Origin of the sequence: Agromyces sp. NPDC058110 (assembly GCF_042884735.1) — a bacterium.
Lineage (GTDB): Bacteria > Actinomycetota > Actinomycetes > Actinomycetales > Microbacteriaceae > Agromyces.
The window spans coordinates 309,098-327,161 of sequence record NZ_JBHVTI010000003.1; the positions used below are offsets into that span (position 1 = coordinate 309,098).

14 protein-coding genes are annotated in these 18,064 nt (G+C 74.1%); 5 read left to right on the forward strand and 9 right to left on the reverse strand.

From position 1 onward, the window contains the following. Nucleotides 1-12: 12 nt before the first annotated feature. Nucleotides 13-1,530 (forward strand): serine hydrolase domain-containing protein, encoded by a 1,518-nt coding sequence (locus ACFVS8_RS09000; protein WP_387060485.1) that lies wholly within the window; start codon nucleotides 13-15, stop codon nucleotides 1,528-1,530. A gap of 1 nt (nucleotide 1,531) precedes the next feature. Here ACFVS8_RS09000 and ACFVS8_RS09005 read toward each other — a convergent pair whose 3' ends face one another. From ACFVS8_RS09005 to ACFVS8_RS09045, 9 genes are all read right to left on the reverse strand, one after another. Continuing rightward, entirely contained in the window at nucleotides 1,532-2,656 is a 1,125-nt protein-coding gene (locus tag ACFVS8_RS09005) for an FAD-dependent oxidoreductase (RefSeq protein ID WP_387060488.1), read from the reverse strand. After that, nucleotides 2,653-3,774 carry a GNAT family N-acetyltransferase gene (locus tag ACFVS8_RS09010; protein ID WP_387060491.1) on the reverse strand — a complete coding sequence of 374 codons (1,122 nt, stop codon included), beginning with the start codon at nucleotides 3,772-3,774 and terminating at the stop codon, nucleotides 2,653-2,655. Before ACFVS8_RS09010 ends, ACFVS8_RS09005 begins: the two co-directional genes overlap by 4 nt. Next, complete coding sequence (locus ACFVS8_RS09015) at nucleotides 3,774-4,919, reverse strand: LLM class flavin-dependent oxidoreductase (protein ID WP_387060493.1); 1,146 nt, start codon at nucleotides 4,917-4,919, stop codon at nucleotides 3,774-3,776. Before ACFVS8_RS09015 ends, ACFVS8_RS09010 begins: the two co-directional genes overlap by 1 nt. A 3-nt stretch (nucleotides 4,920-4,922) precedes the next feature. Beyond that, entirely contained in the window at nucleotides 4,923-5,900 is a 978-nt protein-coding gene (locus tag ACFVS8_RS09020) for a DUF1684 domain-containing protein (protein ID WP_387060496.1), read from the reverse strand. A 94-nt stretch (nucleotides 5,901-5,994) separates the two neighbouring features. Then, on the reverse strand, nucleotides 5,995-7,398 hold the full coding sequence (locus ACFVS8_RS09025) for an MFS transporter (RefSeq protein WP_387060498.1): 1,404 nt from the start codon (nucleotides 7,396-7,398) through the stop codon (nucleotides 5,995-5,997). A 23-nt stretch (nucleotides 7,399-7,421) separates the two neighbouring features. Then, on the reverse strand, nucleotides 7,422-8,831 hold the full coding sequence (locus tag ACFVS8_RS09030) for an amidohydrolase (RefSeq protein WP_387060501.1): 1,410 nt from the start codon (nucleotides 8,829-8,831) through the stop codon (nucleotides 7,422-7,424). Next, on the reverse strand, nucleotides 8,828-10,231 hold the full coding sequence (locus tag ACFVS8_RS09035; RefSeq protein ID WP_387060504.1) for an LLM class flavin-dependent oxidoreductase: 1,404 nt from the start codon (nucleotides 10,229-10,231) through the stop codon (nucleotides 8,828-8,830). Before ACFVS8_RS09035 ends, ACFVS8_RS09030 begins: the two co-directional genes overlap by 4 nt. Next, complete coding sequence (locus ACFVS8_RS09040; RefSeq protein WP_387060506.1) at nucleotides 10,221-11,660, reverse strand: NtaA/DmoA family FMN-dependent monooxygenase; 1,440 nt, start codon at nucleotides 11,658-11,660, stop codon at nucleotides 10,221-10,223. The genes ACFVS8_RS09035 and ACFVS8_RS09040 overlap by 11 nt, the downstream gene beginning before the upstream one ends. Further along, on the reverse strand, nucleotides 11,660-12,898 hold the full coding sequence (locus ACFVS8_RS09045) for an LLM class flavin-dependent oxidoreductase (protein ID WP_387060509.1): 1,239 nt from the start codon (nucleotides 12,896-12,898) through the stop codon (nucleotides 11,660-11,662). Before ACFVS8_RS09045 ends, ACFVS8_RS09040 begins: the two co-directional genes overlap by 1 nt. Nucleotides 12,899-13,124: 226 nt before the next feature. On the opposite strand from ACFVS8_RS09045, the gene ACFVS8_RS09050 reads away from it, so the two are divergent. The 4 genes from ACFVS8_RS09050 to ACFVS8_RS09065 are packed head-to-tail and all read left to right on the forward strand — an operon-like array spanning nucleotide 13,125 to nucleotide 18,035. Then, nucleotides 13,125-14,231: an LLM class flavin-dependent oxidoreductase gene (locus tag ACFVS8_RS09050; protein ID WP_387060512.1), complete on the forward strand. Its 1,107-nt coding sequence runs from the start codon at nucleotides 13,125-13,127 to the stop codon at nucleotides 14,229-14,231. Further along, nucleotides 14,231-15,325, forward strand: coding sequence for an ABC transporter permease (locus ACFVS8_RS09055; RefSeq protein WP_387060514.1), 1,095 nt, complete (start codon nucleotides 14,231-14,233; stop codon nucleotides 15,323-15,325). Before ACFVS8_RS09050 ends, ACFVS8_RS09055 begins: the two co-directional genes overlap by 1 nt. Beyond that, on the forward strand, nucleotides 15,322-16,269 hold the full coding sequence (locus tag ACFVS8_RS09060) for an ABC transporter permease (RefSeq protein ID WP_387060517.1): 948 nt from the start codon (nucleotides 15,322-15,324) through the stop codon (nucleotides 16,267-16,269). Before ACFVS8_RS09055 ends, ACFVS8_RS09060 begins: the two co-directional genes overlap by 4 nt. Then, entirely contained in the window at nucleotides 16,266-18,035 is a 1,770-nt protein-coding gene (locus ACFVS8_RS09065; RefSeq protein WP_387060524.1) for a dipeptide ABC transporter ATP-binding protein, read from the forward strand. The genes ACFVS8_RS09060 and ACFVS8_RS09065 overlap by 4 nt, the downstream gene beginning before the upstream one ends. The last annotated feature ends 29 nt before the right edge of the window (nucleotides 18,036-18,064 follow it).

Here is an 18,064-nt window from a genome sequence, read left to right on the forward strand (position 1 = left end):
TCGAGGCGGACGATGCTGCGGAGATCCGCCGACCTGGCCGCCATCGTGGTCGCCGGCACGGCGGTGGCGGGATGCACCGCCGACGAGCCTGACGCTTCGAGCCCGCCGGGGAGCACCGGCCCGACGGGCGCATCGTCACCCAGTTCGTCCGACGCACTCTTCGCCGAGCTCGACGCCGAGATCCGGGCGGCGATGGAGGAGTACGCCGTGCCCGGCGTCGCCGTGGCCGTGCTGCACGACGGGAACGAGTACGTGCGCGGGTACGGGATCACCAGTGTCGACGCTCCGGTGCCGGTCGACGAGCACTCGTTGTTCCGCATCGGATCGACGACTAAGACGTTCACCGGAACCGCGATGATGCGCCTGGTCGATGCGGGCAAAGTTGACCTCGACTCGCCCGTACGCACCTACGTGCCGGAGTTCACCGTCGCCGACGACGACGTGGCAGCCGCCGTCACCGTTCGGCACCTGCTGAACCACACCGCCGGCTGGTTCGGCGACGACCTCGAGGACTTCGGCCGGGGTGACGACGCGATCGAGCGCTACGTGGCGAGCATGGCGGGCCTTCCCCAGCTGACGCCACTCGGGTCCACGTTCTTCTACAACAACGCCGCGGTCGTGCTCGCGGGCCGAGTGGTGGAGAAGGTGCACGGCACGACCTTCGAGCAGGCCATGCAGGAGCTCGTGCTCGACCCGCTGGGCCTCGACCAGACCCGATTCTTCACCGACGACCTCGTCGGACACACCTTCACCGGCGCGCACGACGTGGTCGACGGCGAGCCGGTCCTCGACCCGTCCTTCTGGCACGTGCCGAGGTCGCTCGACCCGACCGGCGCCCTCATCTCGAGCGCTCGCGACCAACTGGGCTACCTGCGCTTCCACCTGGGCGACGGCACCGGCCCCGACGGCCGTCGCATACTCAGCCCCGGTTCGTTCGACGCGATGCACTCGAACCCGGGCCCGGGCGGAACGATCTTCATCGAGATCGACGGGTACGCGGTCAGCTTCCGTCTTCGGCCGACGGCCGAAGGAGTCAGCGTCGTGCAGCACGGCGGGGACTGGCCAGGGCAGCACAGCGGGTTCCTCCTCGTTCCCGAACGGAACTTCGGCATCGCCATGCTCACGAATTCCGAGGACGGCCCGAAGCTGCTGAGCACCTTCTTCCAGGACGACTGGGCGTTGTCGCGGTTCGCGGGCGTCCACAACCTGCCGGCCGATCCCAGAACCAGGACCGCCGCGCAAGTGGCCCCCTACGAGGGCCGGTACGACCTCGCCGAGATCGGGCCCGACGGCAGCACGGGGCGGGTGACGCTCGAGTTCGCCGCGGACAACGGTCGGTTGCGCATCCGCCCGCTGAATCCCGACGGAACCGTGTCCGACGCGGCGCCGCCCGAGTACGTGGACTTCTACGGCGACGACCGCGTGGTGGGCGCGAGCCCCCTCTCGCCCCGCTCCGACTTCGTGCGGGGCCCGAACGGCGAGGTCGCCTGGTACCGCACCAGCGGCCGGCTGCTCCCCAAGGTCGGGTAGCTCAAGCGAAGCGCGCGAGGCGGAACGGCTCCGGAGAGGGGCGGCCCTCGGCGAGGTCCGCGAGCACGCGGCCGATGGCGGGCGTGAACTTGAAGCCGTGGCCCGAGAAGCCGGCGGCGACCACGAGCGGGCCGACGGCGTCGAGCACGAACACCGAGTCGGGGCTCGTCGTGTACGTGCAGCTGATCGCGCGGGCGGCGTCGGCGTCGGCGCCCGGGATCCACTCGCGCACGTAGCGCCGCAGGGCCTCGAACTGCACGGGCTCGGCCGTGAAGTCGCGGTGGTCGGGGTCGACGACGGGGCCGGTGCCGTGCCAGCCTGCCTTGACGCCCTCGCCGGGCGTGAGCATGCCGTAGACGCCCGAGTACCACCACTCGTCGCCGGGGCCCGGGCGGTGGTTGAATCCGGGCCACTCGAACGAGGTGTCGACCACCGCGAAGTGGCCGGGCTGCTCCTGCGTGACGACGAGCCCGGGCAGCGGCAGAAGGCCGCCGACGAGCTTCGAGGTCCAGGCGCCGGCGGCGACGACCACGCGCTTTGCGGTCAGCACGGTGCCCGCGCCGCCGGCCGTGGAATTTTCGAGCGTGACCTCGACGAGGTCGTCGTCGAGCACGCGGATGCCGCGCACGGGCGTCTCGTGGCGCACCTCGGCGCCTCGGGCGGCGGCCGCCTGCTGCAGTGCGCGCACCGAGGCGTCGGCGTTCAGCCGCCCGGCGGTCGGCGTGTGCAGCACGCGCGTCGCGAACCGCAGGCCCGGCCAGCGGTCGCATGCTTCCGCGGCGGGCAGGAACTCGCTCGGGATGCCGGCGGCGCCGAGCGCCTCGTGCACGGCATCGAGCTCGGGGTGGTCGCCGTGGTTCACGATGCCGACCCGGGCGAGCAGGCTCGCACCGGTCTCGGCCTCGAGCTCCTCCCACTGGCGGCCGGCTTCGACGAGCAGGGCGACGTGCGCGGCATCCGCGTACGAGACGTTGAAGTTGCGGCTCGCGCCGTGCGAGGCGCCGTTGGCGTGGCCGTCGGCGAAGCGCTCGAGCAGCAGCACGTCGCGTCCGCGCGAGGCGAGCTGCCAGGCGGCGGCCGAGCCCATGGCCCCGCCGCCGACGACGATGACGTCGTGGTCGGTCATGCGGCGGCCGTCTCGTCGGCCGGACGAGGTGCCCGGGGTGTCCGCGGCACGTCGATCGTGAACGCGAGCAGCCGGAAGCGCCGGTCGCCGTCGACGATCTCGCGCTCGCGGTCGTGCAGGCGGTCGAAGCCGAGCTTCGCGTAGAGGCGGTGGGCGCCGGTCATCTGCGGTCCGCTGTTCATGACGACGCGGTCGAGGCCGCGCAGGCGGGCGAGCTCGATCGCGAGCAGCGTGAGGGCTTCGCCGACGCCGCGTCCGCGGGCTGGCGGGTCGACGGCGAGCAGGCGGAAGTCGAGCTCGCCCGACTGGGCCAGCGGTGAGATCGTACTGCCGCGGCGAGGCGTGGCGACGCTGCCGAGCAGTTCGCCGGTCGCCGCGTCGGCTGCGACCCAGACCTGGTGCTCGAGCGCGCGGGGCGCGACGTCGGCGATCGACGCGCGGTAGTCGTCGGAGAGTTCGTACGCGTACTCGTAGGCGCGCACTGACAGGGCTGCGACCGCGTCGATCTCGTCGTCGCGTACGAGCCTGATCACGAGGTCGTCGCGGAGCTGCAACTGCAGGCGGTAGTCGACGTGGTCGATGCGATCCTCGGGCGACGCGGCATCGGCGGGTTCGGTTGCGACGGGCGAGAACGCCTCGTAGCCGAGCCGCTCGTAGAGCCGCTGCGAGGTGTGGTTCAGCGTGCCCGTGTCGAGCACGACGGCCGAGGCACCCCAGGTGAGGGCCTCCTCCTGTGCGGCGAGGGCGAGCGCCTCGCCGAGTCCGCGTCCGCGGGCCTCGGGGGCGACGGCCAGCAGGCGCAGCTCGGCCTCCTCGCCGACGGCGAGCCGGGCCTGCGACGAGGCGGAGCGCACGAGGCTGGCGGTTCCGAGGAGGTGGCCGCCCGCGGCATCCGCTCGCCCTTCGCGGTCGGATTCGGGATCGGATGCCTCGACCGCGACGAGCACGGTGCCCTCGGCCGCGCGTTCGGCGACCGCGTCCACGAGCGCGCGCCGCTCGGGCGAGACCGGCAGGTGCCCGTAGGGGCCCGCCGCGAACGCCCGATGGGTGAGCTCGGCGACGGCCGGGACCTCCTCGGGTCGCGCGGCGCGGATCGTGAACGCGGTCGCCGCGGCCATCAGGCGGCCACCGGCTCGCGGACGGTGCGGGTCGCTTCGACGCTGGCCGCGGCATCCGCCTCGGATCCGCCGGCGAAGGCCGGGCGCGCGGCGTACGGGTCGCCCTCGCCCCACAGGGTGGTCGGCAGCTCGCGGCGCAGCACCGGGAACACCTCGGAGGCGAGCCGGTCGAGCTGCTCGTGCTGCTGCTCGATCGGGAGCGTCGTCGGCAGGCTCACCGATTGCAGGTCGTGGCCGAGCGCCTCGTGGAACCGGGCGATCTTGTCGATCACCTGCTGTGGGCTGCCGACGAGCGCCGGCCCCTCGGCGATCGCGTGATCGATGTCGCGGAAGGGCGTGTTGTTGCCCGGAACGTTGGTCGCTGCCACCAGAGCATCGTAGACGGGCCCGTAGAGCTCCTTGGCCTGCTGCGTGGTGTCGGCGATGAAGAGCGAGCCCGACCCGGCGCCGACGTAGGCGAAGCGAGGGTCGTGCCCGTGCCTGGCGACCTCGTCGCGGTAGTGCCGCACGAGCACCGCGTAGTTCTGCAGCGGCTGGATCGCGTTGGCGCTGAACAGGGGGTCGCCCCACTTCGCGGCGAGGGCGGCGCTCGCCAGGGTCGTGGCCGAGCCGTGCCAGACGCGCGGCGCGCCCGCGAACGGGCGGGGGAGCGTCGTCGTCGCGTGCTGGTCGCGCGTGTACGGAGTGGCCGGCCAGTCGACGTCGGTCTCGCGCCAGAGGCGGCGCAGCAGCGCGTACTTGTCGGCGAGCAGCTCCCACTGGTCGTCGATCTCGAGGCCGAACAGCGGGAACTGCGCGACCTCGTTGCCCTTGCCGATCGTGATCTCGAGACGGCCGCGCGAGAGCTGGTCGATCGTCGCGTAGTCCTCGGCGACGCGCACCGGGTCGAGCACCGAGAGCACCGTGACGCCCGAGTGCAGGCGGATGCGCGAGGTCGTCGCGGCGATCGCGCCGAGCAGCACGGTCGGCGACGACGACAGGAAGTGCCCTGCGTGGCGCTCGCCGACCGAGAACGCGTCGAAGCCGAGGCGTTCGGCGCGACGGGCGGACTCAACGGTCTGGTCGAGGCGCTCGGCCGCGCTCACGAGCCGGCCGGTGACCGGGTTCTCGACGTGCGGCACGATGTCGAGCAGCTGGAACCGCATGGGTCAGGCCTCCGTGCTCGCCGTTGCGGCCGTCGCCGTCGCGGTCGCCGTCGCGGTCGCCTCGGCTCGCGCGAGCGGCGTCTTCTCGCCGGCCTCGATGCCGACGGGCAGCTTGTTGCCGGCCGGCGGCAGCGGACACGTCGCGAAGTCGGTGTACGCGCACGGCAGGTTGACCGCGCGGTTGAAGTCGAGCAGCACCGAGCCGTCTTCGGCGGGCGCGTCGATCGCGAGGCTGCGGTTGGCGGCGTACGTCGTGATCCCGCTCGTGGCATCCGTGAACAGCACGAAGAGGCTGCCCGGCGCGTGGCCGTTGAACGCGATGAGGCGGAACGTCTCGCCGCGCAGCTCGAACTCGACCTCGCCCGGCGCCTCGTAGACGTGCTGCAGGCCCTCGACGGCGGCGTCGACCGTGACCTCGCGGGGCGCGTCGAACGGCACGAAGCGGCCGTACGCGAGCCAGCGCGGGTTCGGCAGGTACGTGGGCGTGCCCGCGTAGGCCGCGAGGAACGGGAACGCCGGGTCGCGCGGACGCACGATGTCGTTGCCCCCGCGGCGCGCGAGCTCGATCGCGAGGTCGCCCGAGCGGAGCGTCAGCCCCCCGCGCTCGGGGATCGGGCCGAACTCGTGGCGTCCCTCGAGCGCAACGCCGTCGAGCTCGAGCACCTCGCCCTCGGCGAGCTCGACGACCGGGCCCGCGTCGCTCGTCGACCAGAGGCCCGGCGTGCCGTCGAGGCGCTGCGGCTCGGCGTCCAGCCAGTACAGACCGGTCACGGCGAGGAACCCGTGGCCGCTCGCACGTGCTGCCTCGTGGGCGCGGTGCCACTCCTCCCACTCGCGGGCGAAGGCGGCGCGGTCGATCGAGGCGGTCGGTGCGGCGGCAGGTGCGACAGCGGGAGCGACGGATGCCTCGGGCGCGACGGATGCCGCGTCTGCGGCGGGTGCCTCGGAGACTGAGTTCGTGGTGATCAGCGTGTCGGTCATGCAGGAATGCTAGGCAGGTCGCAAGGGGCTTTCGGAGGTCGTGACGGCAGGTTTCGGGCGGCCGTCACGGGGCGTAACCGGGTGGGCCTGCACCTCAGCCGACGCGCACGGTGGAGCGGTCGAACGCCGAGATCGCGACCGCGGCGGCCGAGAGCACGGCGAAGACCGCGGCGGCCGTGGCGAAGCCCGCCGCGGGCGTCGGAGCGGCGAGGAAGAGGCCGATGCCGACCGCGAGGCACACGGCGCCCGCGAGGCGCTGGGTGAGCGCGAGCACCCCTGCGCCGACGCCGGCCGCGTGGGCGGGCGCATGGTCGAGGGTGAGCGTCTGGTTCGACGGGATCGCCAGCCCGTAGAGCACGCCGTGCACGGTTCCGACGCCGACGAGTGCGATGAGCACGAGCACGTCGGAGCCGGTCGCCACGAGTGCCGCCTCGACGGCCACGGCCACGGCTCCGGCCGCGAGCACGAACGTGATGCCGCGGCGCCCGAACCTGGTGGCCACGCGCCAGCTCTGCATGCTGCCGAGGGCCATGCCGAGTGCGCGCGGCGCGAGCAGGAGCGCCGCCGTGAGGGCCGGCAGCCCGAGGCCGTCGATGAGGTAGAGCGTCGAGACGATGCCGAGGCCGAGCCCCGCCCCGAAGATGAGCGTCGCGACCCCGGTGCCGAGCATGAAACCGCGCGAGCGCATGAGCGCCGGGTCGAGCACCGGCGATCCGCCGCGGCGCGCGACCCGGCGCTCCCAGCCCGTGAACGCGAGGCCGGCGATCGCGGCGACGACGAGCCAGAGCGGGCCGCCGGGCACCCCGGCGGTGACGGGCAGCATGAGTGCGAGGATCGCCGCCATGAGCAGCACGAGGCCGACGAGGTCGAGGCCGCCGCGACGGCCGTCCGCGGCATCCGACCTCGTGGTCGCCGGTGACCGGCCCGCCGGCAGCACCGCGAGCCCGACCACGAACAGCGCGAGCGCGACGGGCACCGAGAGCAGCACCACGAGGCGCCAGCCGAGGCCGGGCGCGGCTGCCGCGAGGATCCACCCGGCCGCGGGCGGCGACACGAGCCCCGCGATCGAGCCCGCGACCGTGTAGGCGCCGAGCGCCTTCGCCCGTGGTGCGCCGGTGAAGAGGTCCTGGAAGTATCCGAGCACCTGCGGGTTCACGAGCCCGGCGCCGAGGCCCTGCACGAGCCGGGCCACGACGGCGGTGCTCGCATCACCGGCTCCGGCCGCGATGATCCCGCCGACCGCGAAGAGCAGCAGGCCGACGAGGTACGGCACCCGTCGCCCGAGCACGTCGCCGAGTCGCCCGCCCGGCAGCAGTGCGGCCCCGAACGCGAGCGAGTACCCGGCGACGAGCCACTGCACCTGCCCGGCGTCGGCACCGAGGTCGTCGCGCAGCCCGGGCACGGCGAACGAGAACGACGCCTGGTCGATGATCGTGACGAACCCCGTCGAGACACCGAGCGCGAGCACGCGCCCGGAGGTGCGACCCCGAAGTCGCACGGGGGTCGCGGATGTCGCGGGCCTCACTCCGGGGCGCCCTCGCCGAACATGCGCTCGACATCGACGACCCCGCCCGCCGCCTCGAAGTCCGCGCGGACGGCGGCCAGCAGGTCGGCATCGGCCAGCACGTCGGCGACCGTCGCCGCGAGGCCGTACGCGGCATCCGTGACGGCCTCGAGCGACGCGGGGGAGCCCGCATACTCGGCGAACTCGCGCGTGTGGAGCGCGATCTCGGGCGGCGCGATCGCGATGACGGGGTGGATGCCGGGCAGCCGCTGGCTGATGTTGCCGAAGTCGGTCGACGCGGCCTGCGCGTCCGGCGCATCCGCGGCTCGCAGCACGCGACGCCCGCGCTCGGCCTGGGCCAGCGCCCAACGCGCGGCGAGCGGACCGTTGTGGCGGATCGGCAGGCTGAACGGCTGCGGGTCCCAGACGACCTCGACGCCGGTGCCGGTCGCGAGGGCGATGCCGTGCGCGATGTCGTCGACGCGCGCCGAGAGCTCGCGCAGGGTCGCGATCTCGTGCGAGCGCACGTAGTACTCGAGCTCGGCGCGCTCGGGCACGACGTTGGGGCGCGCGCCGCCGTCGACGAAGACGCCGTGGATGCGATCGCCTGGCGGCAGGTGCTGCCGCAGCAGGCCGACCGCCTGGTAGTTGAGCGCCGCGGCGTCGAGCGCGTTGCGGCCCTGGAACGGGGCGGCCGCGGCGTGCGCGGCGACCCCGTGGTACACGATGCGCACGATGCGACGGCCGATGAAGACGGGATCGGCGAGGTCGGCGCCGAACGGGTGCGCCATGACCGCGGCGTCGACGCCGTCGAACGCGCCGGCGCGGGCGAGCAGCTCCTTGCCGTTGCCGCCCTCCTCGGCGGGCGTGCCGATGAGCAGCACCCGGCCGGGCACGCTCGCCGGGCTCTGCCGCCTCGCCTCGGCGAGGGCGAGGAACGCGCCGACGGATGCCGCGGCGATGAAGTTGTGCCCGCACGCGTGACCCACGCCGGGCAGGGCGTCGTACTCGGCGAGCAGCGCGATCGTCGAGCCGGGGGCGCCGGGCGCTCCGGAGAGATCCGATGCGCCGGGTGCCGCGGTCAGCTCCGCGACGAACGCCGTCGGCAGGCCGAAGACCCCGAGCTCGGAACGGATGCCGCGTGCCTCGAGCGTTTCGGCGATCGCCGCCGCGCTCTTCACCTCGGCGAACCCGGGTTCGGCGAGCGCGAACAGGTGCGCTGAGAGCGCGCCGAGTGTCGGCGCGAGTTCGTCGACGGCCGCGGCGAGGGAGGCCCGAAGCTCGGGCGCGGCCCCCTCGTGCGGCGACGAGATGGGCGGAGCCGCGCCCGCGAGGCGTTCGGCCTCGCGGGCGACGGCGTCCAGGTGCAGGGTGCTCGGCGTCGTGGGCCGGGCACCGATCCGCACGCCGTGCGTGGCGGACGTCACGCCCCGACCGCGGCGACCGCGAGCTCGGACGGCTCGCCCGCGGCATCCGCTCGGCCGTCGCGTTCGACGGAACCGGCGACGGAATGCGCTGCGGAGTCGACGGATGCCGCGGCCACCGGCGACTCGGCCGCCGACGATCCGGCGCCCCACGCCTCGGCGAGCAGCCGGTACGACGCCACGCGCGCCTCGTGGTCGTGCGTGATCGTCGTGACGAGCAGTTCGTCGGCGCCGGTCGCGCGCTGCAGGGTCTCGAGCTGCGCGACGACGGATGCCGGTGAGCCGACGAAGCGCGTGTCGAGGCGGTCCTGCACGGCGTCGAGCTCGATGCGCGAGAGCTCCGCGTCGGGGGTGGCTTGCTCGGGGCTCGGGTAGGGCACGGCGCCCTGGCCCTCGCGGATCGAGAGCACCCACTCCGCGTACCCGGCCGCGAGGCGCCGGGCCTCGGCGTCGGTCGGCGCAACGACCACGTCGACCGAGACGATCGTGTGCGGCCGTTCGAGCTCGGCCGAGGGCACGAAGTGCGCGCGGTACTCGGCGACCGCGTCGAGCACGCCGCTCGGGGCGACGTGGTAGTTCGCACCGAAGCGGAGGCCCTGGCTCCCGGCCAGGCGTGCGCTCTCACCCGCGCTCGACCCGTGCACCCAGAGCTCGACCGGGGTGCCGGTCGCGGGCTGCGCCTGCACGGTCACGCCGTCGGGCCGGGTGTCGTCGGCGTAGCGCACGGGGCCGGCGAAGAAGTCGCGCAGGGCGTCGACGTCGTCGGCGAAGCGGGCCGCGTCGCCGGCCGTGCGTCCGAGCAGCCTCGCCTGCAGCGCGAACCGCGCCGAGTCGAAGCGGAACGGACGCTGCGGCGGCACGACGAGTCCGTCGACCACGGCGTTGGGCGCGAGCGGCGCGGGATCCGCGACCGCCTCGGGGGCGTCGGGCACCGCGGGCAGCGGCGGGGCGGCCGGGACGGCGGCGGTCGGGGCCGCGGCATCCGGACCCCCGGCCTTCGCCGGCGGCAGCCCGCTCCGACCCAGCCCGAGGTCGACCCGGCCCGGCCAGAGCGCCGCGACCGTGCCGAGCGCCTCGGCGACCTGGAGCGGCTCGTAGTTGCCGAGGATCGTCGCGGCGGTGCCGACGCGGATGCGCTCGGTCGAAGCCGCGACGATGCCGAGGAACGTGTGCGGCGCGGCACCCGCGACGCCAGGGTTCAGATGGTGCTCGGCGAGCCAGTAGCGCGCGTAGCCGAACGACTCCGCCCGTCGGGCGAGGTCGATCGAGCGGTGCAACGACTCGCCGGCCGTCGAACCCTCGGCGATCGGCACGAGGTCGAGCACGGCGAGCGGTACGCGGCGGGCGGTGGCATCGGGGCGTGCGGACGCGGCATCCGCGGGTCGAATCGTCTCAGCCGACACGACGCACCTCCTCGGCTTCGCGCACGGACGCGACGCGCGCGCCGGGCTCGGGCAGCTCGAGGTTCTGCCGCAGCGTCGCGCCGGGCTCGTACTCGGTGCGGTACACACCGCGCTCCTGGAGCTCGGGCACGACGCGGTCGACGAACGCGTCGAGGCCGTGCGGCGAGGTCGTGCCGACGACGACGAAGCCGTCGGTCGCGCGCTCCTGCACGTAGCGGTCGAGCTCGGAGGCGATGTGCGACGGCGTGCCGACGAACGACTGGCGTCCGGCGACCTGGATCACGAGCTCGCGGATCGAGAGCCCCTCGGCCTCGGACTTCGCACGCCACGCGCGCGCGATCTGCGCGGCGTTCGGGAACCGCGGCGCCCAGCCCTTGGTGGTCTTGCCCGAGACGGTGTCGGCCGGGCCCTCGCCGGGATCGAACGTCGGCAGCGGGCCGTCGGCGTCGTACGACGACAGGTCGGTGCCCCAGAGCTGTTCGAGCGCGGTGATGGCGTTGCGCGGGGTGACCTGCGCGAGCGAGGTCTCGCGGGCGACCTCCTCGGCCTCGGCCTGCGTGTCGCCGATCGCGAAGGTCACGGCGGGCAGGATCTTCAGCGAGTCCTCGGTGCGGCCCCAGCCTGCGAGCCGGCCCTTGACGTCGGCGTAGAACGCCTGCGCCTCCTCGAACACGCTGTGCCGCGAGAAGATCACCTCGGCGTGCTCCGACGCGAAGTCGCGGCCGTCCGACGAGTCGCCGGCCTGCACGATCACCGGGTAGCGCTGCGGGCTCGCCGGGGTCGTGAAACGCCCGCGCACGTCGAACTGCGGTCCGCGGTGGGCGAAGGCGCCCGAACCGGCACCCTCGTCCGCGGCATCCGCGGCCAGGAACCGCCCGGACGCGCGGTCGGCGACGATCGCGTCGGCCGACCAGCTGTCCCACAGCTCCTTGGCGAGGCTCACGAACTCGTTCGCGCGGTGGTAGCGGTCGCCGTGGTCGAGGAACCCGCCGCGGCGGAAGTTCGCGCCGTGGAACGCGTCGGAGCTCGTCACGACGTTCCAGCCCGCGCGTCCGTCGGAGAGGTGGTCGAGCGTCGCGAGCTGGCGGGCGAGCTCGTACGGCTCGTTGAACGTCGAGTTCAGCGTGCCGACCAGCCCGATGTGCTCGGTCACCGCGGCGAGCGCGGTGAGCACGGCGAGCGTGTTCGGCCGGCCGACGACGTCGAGCTCGTGCAGTTGCCCCTTGTGCTCGCGCAGGCGCAGGCCCTCGGCGAGGAACAGGTAGTCGAAGCGGCCGCGTTCGGCCGTGCGGGCGAAGTGCTCGAAGGCCGTGAAGTCGATCTGGCTGCGGTGCAGCGGGTCGGCCCAGAGCGTCGTGTTGTTCACGCCCGGGAAGTGCGCGGCCAGGTGCACCTGGCGCTTGGTCGGTGCCGGCTTGCTCGCAGCCATCAGGCGGCCTCCTCGTTCGATCGTGCGGCTGATCCGGCGGCAGCGAGGCCGGCGGTGCGGCGGGCGGCGGTGTACCGGTTCTCGGGTAGCTCGAAGCCGAGCCGTTCGCGCAGGGTCGTGCCCGCGGCATCCGCTCGTCCGAGTGCGGGCAGCACCCAGTCGGCGAGCTGCTCGAGGTCGTGCGGCAGGCGGGCGGGGCGGATGCGCACGCCGTCGTAGCCGAGCGCGGTCCAGGCGTCGATGCGCTCGAGCAGCTGCTCGGGCGTGCCGGCGAACACGAGGGCGTCGGATGCCAGTGGCGAGCCGTTCTGCTCGTCGAGCCGTTCGAGCGCGGCACGTGCCGCAGCAGGCGTCGACTCGAGCACCACGAGCACTTCGGCGAGCACGGAGAGCGGACGGCCGGCGCGGCCGGTGCGGGCCTCGGCGTCGCGCACCTCCGCGAGGATCGACACCGACTGCGCGTCGTCGAGCGGGGTGATGAACACGAGGTCGGCGCTCGTCGCGGCGAGCTCGTAGGGGATGGTCTGGTGCGCGAGCACGGCGACGAGGGGCTGGCCCTGCGGCGAGCGCGGCACGATCGACGCGCCATGCACGTCGAACCACTCGCCCGAGAACTCGGCGCCGTGGATCTTCTCGCGGTCGATGAACCGGCCGGTGGCGGCGTGGCGGATGATCGCGTCGTCCTCCCAGCTGTCCCAGAGGCGGCGAACGACTTCGACGACGTCGCGGGCCTCGTCGAAGCCCGGGCGGATCTGCTCCGAGTCACCGGCCTGGAGCGCGGCGACGTCGACGGGCGGCAGCGTGCGGCGGCCGAAGTGGGCGGCCTCGGCGGGGGAGCCCGACAGCTGCGCGCGCCAGCCGGCTCGACCGCGGCTCACGAGGTCGAGCGTCTGCAGCCCGGTCGCGACGTGGAAGGGCTCGGTGTGGGTCGTCGTCACGGTGGGCACGAGGCCGATGCGGCTCGTCACGGGGGCGACGAACGAGGCGATGAGCAGGGCGTCGAGGCGGCCGCGCACCTGGTCGGCGCGCTCGTCGGGGGTCCAGAGCGTCGAGCTCTGCACGCCGAGCGCGTCCTCGATGGTGACGAGGTCGACGTCGGCTCGCTCGGCGAACTGCGCGAGGTCGCGCCAGTACCGGGCGGTGAAGAGTTCGGCCGGGCGGGCCGACGGGTCGCGCCAGGCGGCGGGGTGCCAGCCGGCCCCGTCGAGCGCGACGGCGATGGTGGGTCGTCGAGTCATGCCGTTCACCTTCCGCGCGTGCCGGCGGGGCTCGCAAGGCGGCCCGTCACGGGGTGAAGCCGAGGGTCACACGGCTTCATCGGATGCCGCGTGCGGAGGTCACACGCGGTCACACCGCGCGGCCGGCCGACGTCACGATCCGTCGCGCGGCGACACCCGGCGCCACCTTCGGTCACGGTTCGCGACACGGCTTGGCAGAGGCGCCGACCGACGGTTCAGTGGCGGCATGAGCACCCTTTCGACCATCGCATTCCTGACCCCGGGCAACTACGACGACGCCCGCCCCGAGCAGGGCCTCGAGGACACCCTCGCCCTGTTCGAGCACGGCGAGCGCCTCGGGTTCGACGGGGCCTGGGTGCGACAGCGGCACCTGGAGCACGGGGTGTCGTCGGCGCCCGTGTTCCTCGCCGCGGCCTCGCAGCGCACGAGCCGCATCCGGCTCGGCATCGGGGTGATCCCGATCGGCTACGAGAGCCCGTTCCGGCTCGCCGAGGACCTCTCGACGGCCGACGTGCTCTCGGGCGGCCGCCTCGAGGTCGGCGTGAGCGCCGGCCGCCCGCCGCACGTCGAGCTCATCGGCGAGCGCGTGTTCGACGGCGACTGGAGCGGCCAGGACTTCTCGCACGCCAGGGTCGACCGGCTGCTCGAGAACCTGTCCGGCGAGTTCCTCGGCGACGCCGACACCGTGATCCATTCGCCGGGCAACGTGCAGCGACCGCGCCTGCAGCCGCACGCCGCGGGCCTGCGCGACCGCGTCTGGATCGGCGCCGGCTCCGCACGCTCGGCCGAGTGGGCCGCGGAGCGGGGGCTCGGCCTCCTGACGGGCAATATCGTCTCGGGCGGGGCGGTCGCCGAGGGCGGACCCGCCGCGTTCGCCGCGACGCAGGCCGACGTGCTCGCCCGGTACCGCGACGCATACCGCGGTGCCGGCGCGCCGCGTGTGGCGCTCGGCCGGGTCATCGTGCCGACCGACGGCGCCGACCGGGCGACCCGAGCGCGGTACGCCGAGTACCGCGCGAGCCGCGTGGAGCGCACGCGCATCGCGCACGGCGAGCGCCTCACGCAGTTCGCGCCCGACCTCGTCGGCACGGCGGAGGAGATCCTCGAGCGGCTCGCCGCCGACCCCGTGGTCGCGAACGCGACCGACCTGCGGCTCGAGCTGCCCTACGAGTTCTCGGTCGACGACTACCGCCAGATCCTCGACGACGTCGCCCGGCTCGTCGCGCCCGAGCTCGGCTGGACCGCGAAGCCGGCCACGGATGCCCCGGCGCGCGCCGCGGCATCCGGAACCGATGGTGCCGTGGTCGCCGGTGCGAGCACGGAGGCCGCCTGATGGCCAGGTACGTGCTGCTGCGCCTGCTGCAGGCGGTCGGCGTGCTGTGGGCGGCGTACACGGTGTCGTTCCTCGTGCTCTACGCGCTGCCCGGCGACCCCGTCACGCTCCTCGCGGGGGCCGACGCGACCGACATCACCCCGGCGCAGCTCGACGCCCTGCGCGCTCAGCTCGGGCTCGACCGGCCGCTGATCGTGCAGTACCTCGACCAGCTCGGCGCGGTGCTGCGCGGCGACCTCGGTACCTCGATCGTCACGGGTCGACCCGTGACCGCGATCCTCGGCGAGGCGTTGCCGCCGACCGTCGCGATCTCGGCGTTCGCGCTCGTGATCGCTGTCATCGCCGGTGCCGGCATCGCGATCGCGGCGAACGTCACGCGCCACCGGTGGCTGGCCGACGTGCTGCTCGGGCTGCCGCCGCTCGGCGTCGCCGTGCCCGCGTTCTGGTTCGGCCTCATGCTCATCCAGTGGTTCTCGTTCACGGTGCCGATCTTCCCGGCGGTGGGCGACCGCGGCTTCGTCTCGCTCGTGCTGCCCGCGATCACGCTCGCCCTGCCGACGGGTGCGACGATCGCCCAGTTGCTCTCGAAGAGCCTCTCGAACACGCTGCGCGAGCCCTACGTCGACACTGCATGGGCCAAGGGCGCGAGCCGCGCCCGCGTGCACCTCGGCCACGCCCTGAAGAACGCGGCGCTGCCCGCGCTCACCGTCACGGGCCTCATCGTCGGGCAGCTGCTCTCGGGCACGGTCGTGACCGAGACCGTGTTCTCGCGCCCCGGCATCGGGCGGGTCACGGCGAGCGCCGTGCAGCAGCAGGACGTGCCCGTCGTGCAGGGCGTCGTGCTCATCGCCGCAATCGCGTTCGTGCTCGCCAACCTCGCGGTCGACCTCGTGGCGCCGCTGCTCGACCCGCGCATCGTCACATCTGGCGCGGCCGCCCGTCGTCGGGGTCGCGTCGGGGTGACGGTGCCGAGCGCACGGCCCGCACCCGCGGCATCCGGAGCCGTCGCCGGCGTGCCCGCCGCCGCCGTGCCCGCCGGGAGCCGACCCGCCGGGAGCCGACCCGCCGCATCGACCCAGGGGGAGCCTGCATGAGCGAGACCACCGCCCTCGTGCCCGACCGGCACGAGCAGTCCGACGACGTGTTCGCCGCCACGGCCGAGGCGCGCTTCGCCGATGCGGTGCGCAGCCGCTCGGCCGACGCCGCGCTGCGCGCCGGTCGCGGCATCCGGCAGGTGCTCGGCCGACCCGTGCTGCTGGTCGCGCTTGTATGGCTGGCCCTCGTCGTCGTGGCTGCGATCGCCCCGAACCTGCTCGCGCCCGGCGACCCGCTCGACGGGGTTCCGGCCGACCGGCTGCAGGGCCCCTCTGCGGCGCACTGGTTCGGCACCGACCAGCTCGGCCGCGACCTCTACACGCGCGTCGTGCACGGCACGGCCCTCACGCTCACGGCCGCAGGCATCGCCGTCGCCGTCGGACTCGTCGTCGGAACCCTGCTCGGCCTCCTCGCCGGCTTCGTCGGCCGGTTCGTCGACGAAGCCGTCATGCGCCTGGCCGACGTGCTGCTCGCGATCCCAGCGCTGCTGCTCAGCCTCGCGATCATCACGGCGCTCGGATTCGGCACGATCAACGTCGCCGTCGCGGTCGGCTTCGCGAGCATCGCGACCGTCTCGCGCATCTCGCGGTCGGAGGTGCTGCGCGTGCGCAGTTCGGTCTACGTCGACGCGGCCCGGGCCTCGGGCGACCGCTGGGGGCGGGTGCTGTTCCGCCACGTGCTGCCGAACTCGGCCGGACCCGTGCTCGTGCTCGCGGTGCTCGAGTTCGCCGGCGCGATCCTCGCGGTCTCGGCCCTGAGCTTCCTCGGGTACGGCGCTCCGCCGCCCGCGCCCGAGTGGGGCTCGCTCGTCTCGGGGGGTCGCGACTTCCTGCGGAACGCCTGGTGGTTGACGACCTTCCCCGGTCTCGTCATCGCCGCGACCGTGCTCGCCGCCAACCGAGTCTCCCGCGCCCTCGACACCGAAGGGAGGCGCACCCGATGAGCGCCGCATCAGAGAACCGAACGACCGACGCCGTGTCCGTGGCCCGGACCGCCACCGCGCTCGCCGCGGACGAGCCCGGCGCACCCCTGCTCGAGATCGCGAACCTCGCCGTGAGCTACCGCACGACGGCCGGCACGATCGAGGCCGTGCGCGACGCCAGCCTCACCGTGCACGCCGGCGAGACCGTCGCGATCGTCGGCGAGTCGGGCTCGGGCAAGTCGACGACCGCCCACGCCGTCGTGCAGCTGCTGCCCTCGACCGCGTCTATCGCGCAGGGGAGCATCCGCTTCGAGGGCCGCGACGTCACCGCGATCTCGCGCGTCGAGCTGCGCGGACTCCGCGGCCGGGCCATCGGCTTCGTGCCGCAGGACCCGACCGTGAGCCTCAACCCCGTGCAGCGCATCGGGCGCCAGGTCGCCGAGGTGCTCGAGATCCACGGCCTCGCCGATCGTCGCACCGCCGCGGCTCGAGCGGTCGACGCGCTCGCCGAGGCCGGCCTGCCCGACCCCGAGCGCCAGGCCCAGCAGTACCCGCACGAGCTCTCGGGCGGCATGCGCCAGCGCGTGCTCATCGCGATCGCGCTCATCGCGAGGCCGGCGCTCGTGATCGCCGACGAGCCGACGAGCGCGCTCGACGTCACGGTGCAGCGGCAGATCCTCGACCGCATCGACCGGCTGAAGCACGACCTCGGCACGGCCGTGCTGCTCATCACGCACGACCTCGGCGTCGCGGCCGACCGCGCCGATCGCATCGTCGTCATGTCGCAGGGCGAGGTCATCGAGCAGGGCACGCCGGCCGAGGTGCTCGGCTCGCCGAAGCACCCCTACACGCGGGCGCTCATCGCGGCGGCGCCGAGCCTCGACCTCGACGCGCCGGCGGGCGAACCTGTCGTCGGGCCGGCTCGGGTGACGGATGCCACGGGGTCGACTGGTGCGGAAGCGCAGGCGGATGCCGCCGGGCAGGCGTTCGCCGCGGCATCCGCCCCGCTCGTGGTCGCCCACGACCTCGTGAAGGAGTTCCCCGTGCCCCGGGCGGCCGGAGGAGGCGTGCATCGCGCCGTCGACGGAGTGAGCTTCGCGATCCCGCGCGGGCGCACGCTCGCCCTCGTCGGGGAGTCGGGGTCGGGCAAGTCGACGACCGCGCGTCTGGTGCTTCGGCTCGCCGAGGCGACCTCGGGCCGCGTCGAGTTCGACGGCCTCGACCTCACCGCGCTCGGATCGGGCGCCGTGCGGCGCTTCCGTCGCCGGGCACAGCTCGTGCACCAGAACCCGTACGCGTCGCTCAACCCGCGCCTGCCGATCGGCCGCATCGTCTCCGACCCGCTCGAGGCCTTCGGCGTGGGCTCGCGTGCCGAGCGCCGCCGCCGGGTGGAGGAGTTGCTCGACGTCGTCGCGCTGCCCGGCGGCACCATCGACCGCAAGCCCGCGGAGCTCTCGGGCGGGCAGCGGCAGCGCGTCGCGATCGCCCGGGCGCTCGCGCTCTCGCCCGACCTGGTCGTGCTCGACGAACCGGTCTCGGCGCTCGATGTCTCGATCCAGGACCAGATCCTCACGCTGCTGACCGAGATCCAGGCCGAGCTCGGCGTGAGCTACCTGTTCATCTCGCACGACCTCGCCGTCGTGCGCCGCATCGCGCACGACGTGCTCGTGCTGCGCGACGGCCGGGTCGTGGAGGCAGGGGAGACCTCGCGCCTCTTCCGCGACCCGCGCGAGGCCTACACGCAGGAGCTGCTCGACGCGATCCCGGGGCGCGCCGCCCGCGCCTGACCGCCGGCCGCGGCATCCGCTCGTCGCGA